The organism is Bacillus sp. NTK071 (assembly GCF_017303315.1).
GTDB lineage: Bacteria > Bacillota > Bacilli > Bacillales > Guptibacillaceae > Guptibacillus.
The window spans coordinates 1-15,756 of sequence record NZ_JAFKOI010000015.1; the positions used below are offsets into that span (position 1 = coordinate 1).

The following is a 15,756-nucleotide window of genomic DNA, read 5'->3' on the forward strand; positions in this document are numbered from 1 at the left end:
TTCTGTCATCATGTGATTCAACTCATTCAAGCGGTTCACAACATCAAGATTATTGCCTTCTCCTGTGTTCTTCGGAAGTTCTGCGTTAAAGGCACTTAAACTCTTTTCAATGCGACTAATGGACTGTTCAATTTCATTGAATTTGACTAGTAGTTCATTACTCAATTGGTATTTCTCCTTTCTAATGCTTCTTGTTCAATGCGGTGCCTTTCTTGGGTAATGTTCATTTCAAGTGCTTGAATTTCGTACCTGAGATACTTTGCTTTATTTTCCATTGTGATCATTGCTGTGTTTAGCTGGTTCGTAGATAAATCTTGGTAAGCTAGTTTCATATCTTCTCGTATATTTTTGAATGAGTTCGCTAGCTCACCTTCCCATGTAGCGGGGGAGAGTTCAGGAGTATCGATAAGCTGTTTATTCTGGAAGAATTCATTTTGTATACCTTCAAGTTTAGTTAAGCTAGATTGTAGGCGGATAAGCTGAACTTGTTTTTCAGCTACTTCGGATTGTAAATATGATAAATAGGACATTCGCTCTATCCCCTTTGTATGGTCGTTAAGAAAAATCGTGCTCAAACAGTATTATAGGGTACCAATAGTCACTTGTGTGGTAAATAGGAGGAACCTCCCGAAAATGAGACTGATGTATGGGGTCTTAGTACCTAAAAGTGAGGAAGGAGGGAAGATGCGCTCGGATTGGATTTTCCTTAATTGGATAAAAAAACCATTATATTATACAACTTTTATACCGAAAATCAATAGCTCCTAATCCTTTCAAAAGTGGAAAGGAAAAAGAAAAATAAAGTGATAAAATCATACTAAAAAAGTATTCCTAAATTTCAAATAATTAACTATAATCAGAGTAGGATGGAAATTACTAGTAGGATCTAACTGGATTGTGGGAGAAAGGGAAAAGGCCACTAGGTCATCCAGACTAGCAGAAAAGGAAGGTAATTGAACGGTAGGGTGGTGAATCGTTAGTGAACGGCATACCTAAAAACCCCAGAATGTCTAGTCGTGGCAGACTCATTCTGGGGTCGTTGTTGGCGTGGAAACCAACTTTACACTTAGTATACCGTTTTACGTGGGAAAGGGAAACCTTAAGGAAGGTATTAAGTGACAATTCATCTAACATTAGAGCGGAAGGGATACTAAGGATGAGAGAATATAATACTGAGATAATGGAAGACTATGAGATCAGCAAAACAACGAAGGCGATTGAGCTTGCGAAAGAGGTTGGTTATAGCTCTCGGATCTATGACCGTAATGGGATCTATTTATCAACGAAAACGCCGGTTGAATTAATTCGGCATGCGTGTCTTGAGGCCGGTATGACATATGAAGGTCGGAGAAAGGCTGTTATTTATCATTTAAGGTATGAGCAGCAAACGCCGATCATTGTGTCGAACTGGAACTCGATTTCGGTTTTTCCAACCGAATCACCAGAGAAAATGGATTGCTGTTGGATTTTCTATCAGCATGTGAAAGAGATGACGGCGCTGTCGAAGAGTTCTTCGAAGATTCTTTTTCAAGATGGGTTTGAGTTAATTGTCCCTGTTTCCATTGGGAGATTGCAGAAACAGATGGAGCGGATGGGGCGTTGGATCAGTCACTATTCGAACAATCCGGTGTATTCTTAAAAAGGGAAGGGGTCAGACACGTGTCTGACCCCTTTGCTTATAATTTGTTAAACTATGTAAGAGATGCTTTTTGGGGGGAGACGGTATGGAACTTAAAACGGAATTAAAGCAGTTGAACTTCGAACACCCTGATCAAGTGAAACAAGTTGATTTGGATCTTCTATTGAAGACCATGCTGAACGAGATCGGGTCTACGGATCCAGAGCTCAGGGATGAACTTATTTTTGGAACGTTTGCTGAGCTTGTGATGAAGGATTATTTAACAGTAGAGCAGCTGAAATTTGTTATGACGACTTGTTTAGATAATCAACACGTATTCTATAGACTTGGTGAAAAGGGGACGGATACTGTTTTCACCCGTTCTTTCTCAATTCTGGTTGTTGCACTTCTTTTAGAGAAGGATCGAGATGTAGCTTTTCTATCAGATGGAGAAGCAACTAAAGCTATTGATCATTGTGTTCGGTATTTGCAGGAAGAGCAGGATACGCGCGGGTATGTAGAAGAGAAGGGCTGGGCGCATGGTATTGCACACGGTTCGGATGCGCTTGCAGAAGCGGTGAAGCATAGAGCATTTGGTAAGGAGCATGTTACGCAGTGTCTAGAGACGATTCAACTTTGTTTGTTTAAAGACGGCGTGTATGTAGATGATGAGGATGAGCGGATATTGTTAGCGTTGGAAGCCCTTCTGGACAGGGGGGTGGGTGATGCCGTCTTAGTCTCGTGGATTGTTGGAATGGAGGACGAGCTTGAGATGCTATTCAATAACGAAGGGTACAGTGTGCCTTTCTTTCATACGAAAGGAAATGTGATGCATTTCTGGAAGAGCTGTTATTTCAGGCTTTTGTTTAAGAATTGCTGTGTAGACACAAGAGGTACGATCGAGAACGTGGTGAAGAAATGGACGGAGAAATTTTATGGGTAGGCATAGCTTCACGCTATGCCTCTTTTTTTATTTTTTTCGTTTAGGATTCGAATCGGGCAATCGATCTTCCTGCTCCGTTTCTAACATCCCGTATTCGCCATTCATAGCCTGTTCGTCTTGATCGACGCCGAGATCGTATTCGTTTACATACGATTTCTTCATCATCGTTGGCTGATTAGCGAATTTTTTCTTATTCAATTTCATATGAATCACCCCTACTTGTTATAGTGGCTCAAAGCGGGGTTTTTATACGGAAATGATGGAGTGTCACGATTCAACAAATAACTACAAAAAGCGGGTGGTGCCAGGCACCACCCGCTTTTTCTGATTAACTCTTAATACGCGAGCGCAAAGAGACCTTTAATATGAGAGAGGTAACGAACGCTACTTGCTTCTTTCATGACGGAAGCTGGTAGTCCTTTAAGGGACGTTGCGTTCTCGCCAATTGATGCTACAGCATCTTTACGACCAAGGCTTGCAAGTGTTCCTGAGTTAACTGGAGTAAAGTCTTGGTAGTCCTTGCCTTCAAGGTAAGCATAGAGGTTATAACCAACTAGCTCACCCATCTGCCATGCGATTTGAGCTGTTGGTGGTTGTGGACGTTCATCACCCGGTTTGAAGTATACGGCGCTATCACCTACAACGAATACATCTTCGTGTGAAGTGGATTGAAGGTAGTTGTTCACTGTTGCGCGTCCGCGATTTACGGCAATACCTGATTCAGCAACTAATGGATTACCTTGTACGCCACCTGTCCATACGAACGTGTTTGCTACGATTTTCTGGCCGTCTTTAAGCTCAATTGTGTTGCCTTCAACGTTTGTAACAGGTAGGTCAGTTAGGAATGTTACCCCGCGTTTTTCAAGGCTTGTCATGGCGCGATTAATCAATTCATCCGGAAGCATTGGAAGGATTTTCGGCATTGCTTCAACAAGCATTAATTTGATTTTATCGCGGTTAACGCCGTATTTACGTGTCAGCTTCGGAAGTTCATCCGCTAGTTCGCCTACAAGCTCTGTACCGGTTAGACCCCCACCGCCGATAAGGATCGTTGCGTCTGCTTCGTCTCCTGTTTCAGCGAAACGCTTGATGCATTCTTCGACATGAGTACGGATTTTGTTAGCATCTTCAGCTGATTTCAAGACCATGCTATGTTCTTCAAGTCCAGGAATTCCGAAGTAAGCTGTTTTGCTACCGAGTGCAACGACAAGTGCATCGTAAGAAAGAGTAGAGCCGTCTCTGAGCTTCACTTCTTTGTTGTCAACAGAGAAGGAATCAACGGTTGCGATTTTCAGGTCAACGTTAGCTCCTTTTAACAACTTTTCTAATGGAAGGGCAGCTGCTTGTTCGGTTATGTTTCCTGCTGCAAGACGATGCAGTTCTGTGATGATTTGGTGTGTTGGTGTTTGGTTGATCAATGTAACGGTTGCTTCAGATTCACCTAAGTATTGACGTACGGATAAAGCAGCAAGAAGCCCACCATAACCTCCGCCTAGAATAACGATTTGTTTTGACATGATGTTTCCTCCATTCTTAGCTGCTCTTTATGATTTTTGGTCGTCGCGTTCGCCAGAAACTTTCAGGTAAGCATTCACAAATCTGAAAAGCTTCTGTGCTTGTGGGTCTTTGAGCATTTTAAGTAGACCGAAAACGCCGATTGTTTCTGAACTCTTCTCAGCCATGTCCTTCGCTTCAATTGCATTCGCTGCAACCTCTTTGGCAGTAGATTTCACTGGATGAATAAGTTCTGATAGAAATTCCGTTGTATCACTCATTAACACGTCATCTGTTGCGATGGAGTTAACGGTGTTGTATGTGGAAGAAAGCATGTTCACTAATTCAGTTACTTTCGGAAGCTCCTTTACAAGTGTGTTCAATGATTCCTGTACCTCGGGGTCTAAGAGCTGATCGAGTAATTCGCGTTGCTCTTGTGTCGCTTGAGTTGTCTCTTTGGTTGTTGATTCTGACATAACCACTACTCCTTCTTGTAAGCAAATTTGCTTATTTATCGTGTTGAAAGAAAAATCGATAGTAAGGTATTTCCATGCATGGTCTGAATCGTTACGACTCACATGATGCATGTGCAAGCTAATAGCAAATCTGATAATTCACCTATTTTAGTGTCTACCATTGTGTAATCTTCAATACGTACTTACTTAGGTTAAGTTATCGGTAAGGTAATTTCAATGTATTGCATTTGCTTAACCGCTTACATTTGAAAAAGAGTTTTGGAGGGGGTCAGACAGGGGTCTGACCCCCTCCAAAAGACCTACTACCAATCAGTATGAATGACATATACAAAATATTGAATAAGAGTAATAAACTAGAAGTTAGACTATTTAGTTAATTAGAGGGGGAATAAGATGAAGAAGCAATTAATCGCTGGACTTGTCACGCTCGGTCTTTTTGCAGCGCCGATGACAGGTTCTGCTGAGGCGAATTGGAAGAATGTGAATTGGAATGAAACGTTACAGGAAGAGGAAGGAAGCCCTTTTAATAGTGAGAATTATGACTTTGTGAACTATTCGGAAGTCGATCAGAAACTTAAGGAAATTGACAAGCAAAGCAACCGGATAACAGTTGAGACGCCTACGCAATCTTCTGGTGGTCATGATCTTTATGTTGTCACCATTTCAGATCCTGATTCAAAAGGGAAGTATGGGTATCAGAAAGCATTAAGAAAGAAGATGTTTAAGAATCCTGAGAAAGCAGAGAAATTTATTGAAAAGCACCCTGATTTTAAAGTGCCTGTGATGATCAATGCATCCATCCATGGAACGGAATTCGTTGGATCGGATGCTGTACTTCAACTGATTGAACGCTTCGCTACAGCTGATGATGCAAAGACAAAGGAGCTACTTGAGAATCACATTCTTATTTTTAATGTGGTAGCAAACCCGGATGGTCGCATCGATGCCACACGGTTTAACTCGAACGGTATTGATTTAAACCGCGATTTCATTACGCAGTCTCAGGTTGAGACAAAGCATACGGTTAACTTGATTAAAGAATGGAATCCAATGGTCTTTCTTGATTTACACGGCTATGTTAAAGCGTACGGAGGGGAAGATCACCCTGGATTAATTGAGCCATGTACACCTCCTCATAATCCGAACTATGAATATGATCTGTATTCAAAGTGGGCCATGGATCAGGCAGAGTCAATGGAAGGTAACATTGTCGATCATAGAAGTGAATATGACAATACAAACACAGAAACGTCTAACGTCAACTATCAAACGATGACAGGTACATACATACCACAGCGGGATGATGAAGCAGGCTGGGATGACTATCCACCGATTTTCACCCCAATGTATGCGATGTACCACGGGGCATATGGATACACCCTTGAAGCTCCTACAAATGATTGGGATGGTGTAAAGTGGCATTACGATGCGGTCATGGGTGCGCTTGAATTCTCTAATGACAATAAAGAAGCGATGGTTAAAGATCAAATTGAAGTGTTTAAGCGTGGAATCCAGTTTGATCACCCGTATCACACAGAAGGATTTTTTCCTAAAGCCTACATTCTTCCAGTTGATGAAAAGGATCCAACTGCTACAGAAAAAGCCGTAGAGCACTTAATGTTCAATGATATTAAGGTGACAGAAGCGAAAAAGGCATTCACGTTCGATGGAAAAACGTATCCTGCAGGGACTTACATCGTAGATATGAGTCAGGCGAAAGCAGGACTTGCGAATACGATGCTATGGGACGGAGAAGATATAACGGACATTACTCCGGCCATGTACGATATTTCTGCGTGGAACCTTCCTGAGCTTTGGGGATTTGAAGCGACTGAAGTTGATGCAAAACGTTCCTTTGATGTGAAAACGTCAGATGTGAAAAAAGTCTCTACAGATGGAGAACTAGTTGACTCTGGTCCTTATGTTATTGAAAACTCATCCGTGCAAGCTGTGAATCTTGTGAACAAGTTAATCCAGAATGGGTTTGACGTAAAATGGGGCCAAGATGGAAAGTTTCATATTAATGCAGACCCAACTCCTGACTTGAAAAAGCTTGTGAAAGAATCTGGAGTTAAGGTTGTGAATGGTACTCAAGCGGGAGGAAAGAACCTTACCTCGAAGAAAGTAACGATACTAAAAGATGGTGGAATCTATAAAGCGCAGTCGCATGCTGGAACACGTCTATCACTTGAACGATTAGGGTTTGATGTGAATGAAATCACTCCACGTGAGCTTGCAGAGCATGGTCTTGGCGATACGGATGTCTTCTTCTATAGCGGTACGTCTCGTTTAATTTCATACTCTAATATTGAAGCTAATGCCCCGTTTGGTTTGGATGACGAAAGCCAATATCAAGCGTTCAAGCAACAGATTGAGTCTTATGTTGAAGACGGAGGAAAATACATTGCAATCGGAGCTGGCGCTTCTGATGCGACGAAAAAGCTTGGATTAACAGATGTGACGGTTAACAAAGGCTACTCAAACAGTAACGGAATTGTGAAAGTGGATTATGGTAATCACTCTTTAACATCAGGGTATGGAGCAAATGATTATGGCTTCGTGTATCAGCCAGTTTGGTATTCGAATGTTGAAAATACTGATATTCATGCATCATTCGATACCGGTGATTTCTTTGTCGCAGGCCACTGGGAGGATCGTGATGCGGCAGAAGGGCAACCTGTCATTGTGAAAGAGCGCGATCATGATATTACGTTAATTGGAATTGAAGCAGGATTCCGAGATCATACGGATTACTTGTTCCGACTGCTATCGAATGCAGTGTTTAGCGAATAGAAGTGAAAAGAGCTGATCCAATGGGTCAGCTCTTTTTTAAAGGGGGAGTGGGTCAGGCACGTGCCTGACCCACTCCCCTTTCTTGAATGGTTCCCGTCCTATAAGAATAGGTATAAGGAAAAAGAATATCTGCGGAAAGGGTTGATTGAAGTGAGGGCAAAGGTAGAATCAGAAATCAACCGAATCGTGCGAAGGTTAAAGAAGGATCAATTGCCTGGTGGGGACTGGGACTATCCGTTTGAGACGGGAGTTACAACGGATGCATATATGGTCATTTTGCTAAGAGTGATGAAAATTCATAACGAGGAGTTAATTCGTTCTCTTGTTGAACGAATTCTAAGTAAACGCGGTTCGGATGGCCTGTGGAAGCTATTTCCTGATGAAGAGGAAGCGAATTTCAATGTGACGCTGGATGCATACTACGCACTTCTTTCTTCTGGTTATAAATCAACTAATGATCCTGATATGAGGATTGTAAAGAGGTATCTTCTCTCAAAGGGAGGCCTTGCAAACGCGGGGATGTTTTCGAAGATATTGCTAGCGATTACAGGTCAAATCCCGTGGCCGAACGACTATCCATTTACACTTGAACTTATGGTACAGCCTTTAACCACACCGCTAAACATGTTTGATATTTCTGTGTTCGGTCGCTCAAATCTCATTCCGATCTTAATTCTGGCAGACAAGAAATACAGTCTAAAAAACACTGGAGGACCAGATTTATCTGATCTTACTGTTGAACGATTTTCACGTGAAACTGAGGATGGAAATGCGACAACCTTTCTCAGGAAGCCGAGGTATGACAAACCGCTTGCTTTAAAAAGAGCAGAGCAATACATGCTTGATCGCATTGAACCTGATGGAACATTCCTGAGTTATTTCAGTTCGACCTTCTTAATGATCTTTGCACTGATGGCGCTTGGCTATTCAAAAAGTCATCCTGTTATTACAAAGGCAATTCAAGGCATTCAGTCGATGCAGGTTAAAATCGATGGGCTAACACATATGCAATATACGACGGCAAATGTATGGAATACAGCGCTAATTAGTTATGCGATGCAAGCGGCTGGTGTTCTTCCTAAATCAGAAACGGTTCAAAAAGCGAATCACTACTTGCTTTTGAAGCAGCAGCTTTTATACGGCGACTGGGCAGTGCATAATCCTGATACTCTCCCAGGTGGATGGGGATTTTCGAACATCAACACAATCAACCCGGATGTTGATGACACCACAGCTGCCCTAAGAGCGATTAAGCATTTCGCGAAAAGAAATTCTGAGTATAGGGGTGCGTGGGATCGTGGGAGTACATGGATGATGTCGATGCAGAACAGCGACGGTGGGTGGTCAGCTTTTGAGAGAGGCATCGATAATAAATTGTTAAGCGCACTGCCACTTCAGGGCGCAGAATATTTGTTGCTCGATCCATCAGGCGCAGATCTAACAGGGCGTACCCTTGAATTCTTAGGAACGTTCACGAAATTAAATAAAACCCATCCAAGTGTGAGGGCTGGGGTTAACTGGTTAGTGAACCATCAGAAAGAGGATGGGTCCTGGTATGGACGCTGGGGGATTTGCTATATCTATGGGACGTGGTCTGCGTTGACAGGGCTAAGATCTGTTCGATCGATGGAGCAGGCGACGGTTGAGAAAGCGGTACGCTGGTTGAAGGAGATTCAAAATAAAGACGGTGGATGGGGAGAGTCCTGCAAAAGTGACATTGAGCGGAAATATGTGCCTCTTGGCGTAAGTACGCTGACGCACACAGCCTGGGCAGTGGACGCTCTCATTGCATGCACGGATGAACGCTCACAGGAAATCGAAAGAGGCATTCACTTCTTATTAGAAAACGGCCAAAGAGACGACTGGACGACTGCTTATCCAAAAGGACAGGGCATGGCAGGAGGCCTCTACATTCATTACCATAGTTATCGGTATATCTGGCCACTACTTGCGTTAGGGCATTATCGGAGGAAGTTTGGTTGAGTGGAGGGGGTCAGGCACGTACCTGACCCCTTTTTTTGTGAGCAACTTTATTTAACATCAATCAATTCAAACCGTTCACACACCACTAACATATCTTCCGAAAATTCCCTTTCAACTTCCTTTAATTCGGCTGTGAAGAACGCTTCATGGACATTCCACCAGTACTCATAACTTAGGTCACCTTCACCTTCAGCCGCTGCAAATTCCTCTGATACTTCATTCATGGGAACGATTGAAACTTCAACTGTCTTAATGATTGCTACCGGCTCGTTTTGACTATTGAGGATAATGCTATAGTCGTTTGTTGTTGGTAAAGGCTCTTCATCAAATTCGTAAAAGATGTGCGCTGAGCATGTAGCTGTTTTGATTCCTCTCATTACTAGATTAGCGAGCTGATCTGCATCGTCCCCGAATTGCCAGGCTGTGACAGATTGAGGCTTTTCTCGATCCTTCCAGTAGTGATCCCAGTAATTCTGTGCTGCTTCAATCATTAGTGATAACCTCCGTTAGTAAAAGTGAAATTCAACATGCTATAAATCTTAGATAATACCAAGTATTTCAAACAAACCATGATTCCACAATCATCTTTTCGGTTGTAGAGCTAGACAATCTTATAAACCATAACTTTCTTTAATGCTTTAAAGTAGCGGGGGTCAGGCACGTACCTGACCCCTTAAAGATAAATAGTAAAAAGGAATTAACCCTTTTTTGTAGAATTTTAAGGTAATGTTGCTTGTTCTGGTAAATATGTATGATTTTCGTTCAAACCTTTGCTTATGACCGGTGAGTTGTACACCATCAATTAAGACTAACAATGAGAAGGGGGAGTGGTGTAGTGGAACAGCTTAAGGGGGATAAACAAGTATCCGTCATTCAACAAGAAGCGATGTATCAGCAAATTGTCGAATATTCGTTTGAAACAACCGTTATACATTCCAATCAGAAGGTACTTTATATAAATCAGGCGGGTGCGGATTTTCTAAGAGCAACGAAAGAGAACATTATTGGGGCTAATATCGTTGATCTTTTTACCAATGAATACAAAGATTTTATCGTTGAACGAATAAGGAAAAACGAGGAAGAGAATATCATCGGGGAGCTTATTGAAACGACAATCTATCGGCTGGATGGAACGCTTGTTGAGGTAGAGTTGTACTGTCATCCTGTTTATTTCGGTAAAACAAAAGCGATACAGTCAATTGTTCGGGATATTACGCCGCGAAAAGAAGCGCAACGTAAGCTAAGGCAGGTCGTTGATGAAGTATCAATTCCACTTGTACCTGTCTTAGATGGCATAGCAGTTCTACCACTCGTTGGAATGATGGATCAATGTCGAAGCGAGCAAGTGCTTGATAGTCTACCAAAGAAAATTCAGGGGCGGAAACTAACTCATTTGATTATTGATGTTTCAGGAATCTACAATTTCGACGAAGTGGTAGCACAGTTTCTTTTCAAAATTAATGCAATCGTGAGCTTGCTTGGAATTACGTTAATTTATACCGGATTCAGACCTGAATTAGCTCAGAAAGCTGTTCAGACAGGGATTGATATTTCGTCAGTAAAGACGATGATAAATGTGAAGATGGCGTTACGGATGTTAATGGAATAGGAGGTTAAGGGAGTGGGGTACCTGATCTCACTCCCTTACCCTTTGATAAGGAGAGGATTATGATCGTTAGCCAATCGATAATCATTTCAATGTTTGTACCTGTTGTTTTTTCGTTTGCACTGTTTGTTGGGTTAATCCTGTTCTATAAGAAAAAAACGGGGATTTCTGTTAAACCTCTAATCGTCGGCAGCATTGGTTTTATCGTTATCACTCAAGTGCTTGAAAAAACACTGCACGTTGTCGTCGTTCTGAACTTCCCAAACTATGCGAATTATCCATGGCTATTCGGATTGTACGGCGGAATGGCAGCAGGTATATTTGAAGAGGTTGGCAGGTTTCTTCTCTTTATCTGGCTTCTGAAGAAGTACCGTGAGTACAAAGATGGTCTTTCGTTTGGTATTGGATGGGGAGGAATTGAAGCGATTGTGCTCATGTTAACTGTTGGACTTCCGAATATCCTGTTTGCTTATATGATTAATGCAGGGACGTTTGAAGTAAACTTGGGAGTACAGCTGGCAGCAGATGAGATAGCTACATTGAAAGAGACAATCTTGAATCAGGGAATTAGCTTTTATTTATTGGGAGCTGTAGAACGTTTCTTCGCAGTGTTTATGCAAATTGCATTCAGTCTATGGGGGCTTTATGCTGCAATAAAGGGTAAATTCATTTATGTCCTTTATGCTGTTCTTATTCATGCAGCGATTGACTTTCCTCTGGTCTTTTTTCAAACCGGTCATTTTACGAACATTTGGGTGATCGAGAGTTATGTGGCGGTTATTGGCGTTCTTTCATTTATAGTGATAGGTAGAATAAAGACAGCTATTCATAAGGCGAATGAGTAATTATAAATACGAAACGGAGTAAAAGGGGTCAGGTGCGTGGCTGACCCCTTTTACCACATGATGGATAATTTAACTATTTTTGCAAAACACTGCTCTTCATCCACACCGTTCTTTTCAATAGTCATAAACTATTGTTAAGGGAGGTGGTTGATTTGTGTAGTAAATGCAAAAAGAGTTATTCTCACAAACATGAGGGCTATTCTAAGTGTCATAAGTATGAAGAAGATTATGACCATTCATATAAAAACAAACATCATTGTTACTCTCATTGTTGTTGCAAGAAGTATGTTTGCAAGCCAGTTTACAAAGTTGAGTATTGTTGCTGTGAGGTAAAGAAATGTAAATGTTGTAAGGATTATTAAGGTTAGCACCTTTCATGTTCATGAAAATAGTCTTGTTTGTAGGAACGCATTCGTCTGCCCTTATAGTAGGTTCATATAAGACAAGCTATTTTCTTTTAGAGGTCTACAAGTGTAGGCCTTTTTTTCGTCGAGTACAGAGGTAAGAAACTATTCATCTCCTTAATGATATGAGAGTTAATTTCATTCTAAAAATGGATGTAGAAATTAATTGATCTAGAAGAAATAAGTGATGAGGCTGGGACAAAACTAAAATACATGAAGGAAATCGCGAATTTTGAATGGTAAGAGTATGACCTTAGCGTAGCCAACATACGTAGACTCCGACTGAGGCCGTGCCCGCGGAAAGCGAAGTATGTTGGCGAAGCGGTTGTTTCCTATCTGTAAATTACGAAAGACCCGATCTGATTCAAATGAATTGTTCGGGTCTTTCTCATGGTTATTTACTTATGTCCCAGCCTCATCTATGTAAGAAGAAACAAGATACTTTATCGTGTTTCTTCTTTGTGAATTATGGAGCTGTTGTGTCCTACGGGCAAAAAGGTGGTTCTTTTGTTGCTCTTAGGAATAGCGTAACGTTCTTAAAGATTTCTCGATCGTTAATCGCTTTTACAAAAACGTCTTCTACACAAGTCTCTACGCAGAAGCGATCTTCTTCTGTTGTATTTGCTGGTAGGATGATAAAAGCTGAGAATGGCACTGTAAAGTGAGCGGAATGGACAGATTGAACAGCATTCCAAGCTGTATAGACGACTTTTTGTTTAATGACGCCTTCTATTACAAGCTTCCATCCTGTTAGTTTTGTTCCTTCTGCATTCTCTTCAGTACTTATTGGAGTTCGAATGACGCGTTTCGAAAGAATTTTTACTTGAACAAATACTTTGTCAATTGTTTCGATGTCTGGTTTTTGAGGTGGAATGTGAAGTACTTCAGGTATTGAGACTTCAGTCCAGTTACGATCGTCTGTATCTAGTCCTTCAAATGTAATTGTTGATGGATCACACAATCCTACAATTTGAATAGCACTCGGGCAGCCGTTTGGCTGGCAGGAACAGCGTGTATGGTTATTGCAACCGCAGCTCATTATTGACCTCCTCCTTGTGGTGGACATACAAGTGGTGTCGCTTTAATAAAGAGTGTAACGTTTTTAAAGATTTGTCGCTCCGTCGTACGGCTAATGAAGATATCTTCAATACACGTATCAATTTTATATTGTGTTGTGAGCGGTGTACCAACAGGCAGAATAATGAATGCAGAGAATGGAACGTCGAAGTGAGCGCTATGGACAGATTGATCTTCTGTGCATGCGGTGTAGATCACTTTTTGACGAAGAATCCCTTCTACGACTAGTTTGCGTCCTGTTAAAAATGTTCCCTCTTCGTTTTCGATAGGTACGACAGTATCGGGAGCTGATTCATAATAAGGCGTACGAATAACGCGCTGAGAAATGATTTTAACACGTGCATTTACGGACATTAGTTCTTCAATGTCTGGCTTTTGAGGCGGTACACACAATACTTCTGGAACGAAAATTTGCGTCCATGTGTCATTTCCATCTGCTAATAGTGCTGCTTTTTTGGCGCTTGAGCATTCTCCAGTTGTAATGATTAATGGCTGATCATCACAAGAAGAGTGTGGCGATTCTACATAATTTCCAGTAACGGTACAATTCACTTGACCTAAGTTGGCTTTCATCATTTCACTCTCCTAATCAATGTTGGTCTTCCGGACATCCAACTGCCGGAGCTTCTACCGCTTGAAGCAGTAAGGTTACATTTTTGAAAATAGTACGATCTGTGAAATCCTCCACAAAAACATCCTCCACACAACTGTTCACTTGAAAGTTTTGTGTTAAAGGTGTATCTTCCCCGATAACAATAAACGCTGAGAATGGTACTGCAAATTGAGCTGAGTGAACAGACTGCTCATCAACATCAGCCGTATAAGAAATCGTCTGGCACAGTTCACCTTCAACAATTAATTTTCTACCAGTTACAAGCTTACCTTCTTGATTTGGTACACCATCTGAGTTAGGAGTTTCAATTACTTTTTGGCGTACGATTCTTACTGCAATATTGATTGAGTTAAGCTGTTCGATATCATATTTTTGTTCTGGCAGAATAAGAGTTTCCTGGACTGATAGTTGTGTCCAGTATTTTCCTGGGCCAGTTAAGTCAAAAGCGTCTACGTCACATAGCCCACTTACCATAATGTCTTCTTGTTCAAAATAACTCACTTTTTAACCTCCTTTTTTTTATGCGAAAATAACATCATCGATATACCAAACGCCGCCGATCGTTGCATCTGGGGATGGGTTTGTTTCTTCGGCAACAAAAACGATCGTTGCTTGTGTGGTGCCTGCAGGTACTGGAGAATCACAGCTCTGTACTGCACGATAGGATTCAAAGTCATAATTCGTAATTACTTCTGGTTCTCCATCGACTAGAGGTGCTGTCTCAATTTGATTAGGTACCCCTGGTGGGTTACATATTTTCATTGCCGCACCACTTAGGTCCATTCCACAAATATCCTGGACATCCGCTGTTCTATCTCCCCAGAAAACATATGCAGTTGTCGTTAAACTAGGGGGAGTAACATTACCGTTAAGGCGATCGAATCTAGCTCCCCAGAAGTTTAATTCATAGAAGCAAGCAGGATTGATAGTTACTACTTGAGCAAGTACAGCCTTCTCCCATTCAATTCCATTAAAAGTAGGTCTTAGGCAAGCTGAGTTTTTACCAGAGTGTGCCATGTAAAAAAGGTTGCTGGCAGGATCAAATTGAGTAGTATCTTTAGAGTTTTCAACTAGACACTGAACCGTCCAATCACTTGAAATTCTAGGTTCAAATCCGCCATTTTTAATTAAATCGCAACGTGGACAGCTGATTCCTGGAAGTCCCTGTGGTCCCTGTGGTCCCGTGGGTCCTTCTGGCCCCGCAGGTCCTTGAGGTCCCGGTGGTCCTGGAACTGGACAGCAACAATCGTTACATCCACCGGAACCTTTACATTCGCAGCACCCTGGAGGTCCTGGTGGTCCCGGAATTCCTTGAGGTCCGGCTGGTCCAGCAGGTCCAGCACACCCAGCAGGTCCCTGATCCCCTTTATCTCCTTTAGGCCCTACTGGTCCTTGAAGCCCTTGTGGTCCTGGAGGGCCCATACATCCACTGTCACCTTTTGGCCCTTGTGGTCCACTTGGTCCTAGAGGTCCTTGATCACCTTTTGGACCCTGAACACCCATTGGTCCTGAATGCCCCTGCGGGCCGGGGTATCCTGGATAACCCATTGGTCCTCCTGGCCCCATTGATCCGCCGTCCCCTTTTGGCCCTTGAGATCCTGCGTCACCTCTTGGTCCAGGATAACCAGGGTATCCTGGTGCTCCAGGAGGTCCGTAGCATCCACTATCACCTCTTGGTCCTGGATCTCCTTTAGGCCCTTGAGACGCATAATAAGAGGACTGTTGTGAGTTATGAGATTCTTCATAAATTGACCGCTTTTTACGTGGACGGTCATTAAAATTCCTATAGCCTGTCATGATATACCTCCTTTTCTTACAATAGACTATGGCAATAGAGACAAGAGTGAATAGACGAATATACTTGTTTATTGAAAATGTTTAAGGTGTCCACACTTCCCATTTCA

General features: G+C 42.0%; 16 protein-coding genes. 6 read left to right on the forward strand and 10 right to left on the reverse strand.

Annotated elements, in window-relative coordinates; all coding sequences use genetic code 11:
- Both JI666_RS22015 and JI666_RS17245 read right to left on the reverse strand, forming a co-directional pair.
- On the reverse strand, nt 1–165 hold a 165-nt coding region (locus JI666_RS22015), incomplete at its 3' end, for a DUF5344 family protein (protein WP_211201546.1).
- Nucleotides 162–530 (reverse strand): YwqH-like family protein, encoded by a 369-nt coding sequence (locus JI666_RS17245; RefSeq protein ID WP_206894173.1) that lies wholly within the window; start codon nt 528–530, stop codon nt 162–164. The genes JI666_RS22015 and JI666_RS17245, both read right to left, overlap by 4 nt.
- A 626-nt stretch (nt 531–1,156) precedes the next feature.
- Here JI666_RS17245 and JI666_RS17250 point away from each other — a divergent pair.
- The gene (locus JI666_RS17250) at nt 1,157–1,639 is read left to right on the forward strand and encodes a competence protein ComK (protein ID WP_206894178.1); all 483 of its coding nucleotides are present in this window, start codon (nt 1,157–1,159) and stop codon (nt 1,637–1,639) included.
- An 85-nt stretch (nt 1,640–1,724) separates the two neighbouring features.
- The gene (locus JI666_RS17255; protein ID WP_206894179.1) at nt 1,725–2,561 is read left to right on the forward strand and encodes a DUF2785 domain-containing protein; all 837 of its coding nucleotides are present in this window, start codon (nt 1,725–1,727) and stop codon (nt 2,559–2,561) included.
- Between the two features lie 27 nt (nt 2,562–2,588).
- Here the strand turns inward: JI666_RS17255 and JI666_RS17260 are convergent, their stop codons facing one another.
- From JI666_RS17260 to JI666_RS17270, 3 genes are all read right to left on the reverse strand, one after another.
- Nucleotides 2,589–2,765 (reverse strand): DUF4021 domain-containing protein, encoded by a 177-nt coding sequence (locus JI666_RS17260; RefSeq protein WP_286170927.1) that lies wholly within the window; start codon nt 2,763–2,765, stop codon nt 2,589–2,591.
- 131 nt (nt 2,766–2,896) lie between these two features.
- A complete protein-coding gene (locus JI666_RS17265; RefSeq protein WP_206894181.1) occupies nt 2,897–4,078 on the reverse strand; it encodes an NAD(P)/FAD-dependent oxidoreductase in 1,182 nt (393 codons plus the stop codon).
- A gap of 27 nt (nt 4,079–4,105) precedes the next feature.
- Nucleotides 4,106–4,531, reverse strand: a complete 426-nt coding sequence (locus JI666_RS17270; RefSeq protein WP_206894183.1) for a helical membrane plugin domain-containing protein — start codon at nt 4,529–4,531, stop codon at nt 4,106–4,108.
- 393 nt (nt 4,532–4,924) lie between these two features.
- On the opposite strand from JI666_RS17270, the gene JI666_RS17275 reads away from it, so the two are divergent.
- Nucleotides 4,925–7,324 carry a M14 family zinc carboxypeptidase gene (locus tag JI666_RS17275; RefSeq protein ID WP_206894186.1) on the forward strand — a complete coding sequence of 800 codons (2,400 nt, stop codon included), beginning with the start codon at nt 4,925–4,927 and terminating at the stop codon, nt 7,322–7,324.
- A gap of 150 nt (nt 7,325–7,474) precedes the next feature.
- Nucleotides 7,475–9,307, forward strand: coding sequence for a terpene cyclase/mutase family protein (locus tag JI666_RS17280; RefSeq protein WP_206894187.1), 1,833 nt, complete (start codon nt 7,475–7,477; stop codon nt 9,305–9,307).
- 47 nt (nt 9,308–9,354) lie between these two features.
- Here JI666_RS17280 and JI666_RS17285 read toward each other — a convergent pair whose 3' ends face one another.
- Nucleotides 9,355–9,798, reverse strand: a complete 444-nt coding sequence (locus tag JI666_RS17285; protein ID WP_206894189.1) for an ASCH domain-containing protein — start codon at nt 9,796–9,798, stop codon at nt 9,355–9,357.
- A gap of 344 nt (nt 9,799–10,142) precedes the next feature.
- Between JI666_RS17285 and JI666_RS17290 the strand changes: the two genes are divergently transcribed.
- Both JI666_RS17290 and JI666_RS17295 read left to right on the forward strand, forming a co-directional pair.
- Complete coding sequence (locus JI666_RS17290) at nt 10,143–10,916, forward strand: PAS domain S-box protein (RefSeq protein ID WP_349769354.1); 774 nt, start codon at nt 10,143–10,145, stop codon at nt 10,914–10,916.
- 59 nt (nt 10,917–10,975) lie between these two features.
- Nucleotides 10,976–11,758 carry a YhfC family intramembrane metalloprotease gene (locus tag JI666_RS17295; protein WP_206894193.1) on the forward strand — a complete coding sequence of 261 codons (783 nt, stop codon included), beginning with the start codon at nt 10,976–10,978 and terminating at the stop codon, nt 11,756–11,758.
- A gap of 888 nt (nt 11,759–12,646) precedes the next feature.
- Here the strand turns inward: JI666_RS17295 and JI666_RS17300 are convergent.
- From JI666_RS17300 to JI666_RS17315, 4 genes are read right to left on the reverse strand one after another with little or no spacing between them, the layout of a single operon-like run.
- The gene (locus JI666_RS17300) at nt 12,647–13,201 is read right to left on the reverse strand and encodes a DUF3794 domain-containing protein (RefSeq protein ID WP_206894195.1); all 555 of its coding nucleotides are present in this window, start codon (nt 13,199–13,201) and stop codon (nt 12,647–12,649) included.
- The gene (locus JI666_RS17305) at nt 13,201–13,815 is read right to left on the reverse strand and encodes a DUF3794 domain-containing protein (RefSeq protein ID WP_206894196.1); all 615 of its coding nucleotides are present in this window, start codon (nt 13,813–13,815) and stop codon (nt 13,201–13,203) included. Before JI666_RS17305 ends, JI666_RS17300 begins: the two co-directional genes overlap by 1 nt.
- A 13-nt stretch (nt 13,816–13,828) precedes the next feature.
- Nucleotides 13,829–14,353, reverse strand: a complete 525-nt coding sequence (locus JI666_RS17310; RefSeq protein WP_206894197.1) for a DUF3794 domain-containing protein — start codon at nt 14,351–14,353, stop codon at nt 13,829–13,831.
- An 18-nt stretch (nt 14,354–14,371) separates the two neighbouring features.
- Nucleotides 14,372–15,649 carry a collagen-like domain-containing protein gene (locus tag JI666_RS17315; protein WP_206894198.1) on the reverse strand — a complete coding sequence of 426 codons (1,278 nt, stop codon included), beginning with the start codon at nt 15,647–15,649 and terminating at the stop codon, nt 14,372–14,374.
- Nucleotides 15,650–15,756 lie beyond the last annotated feature (107 nt).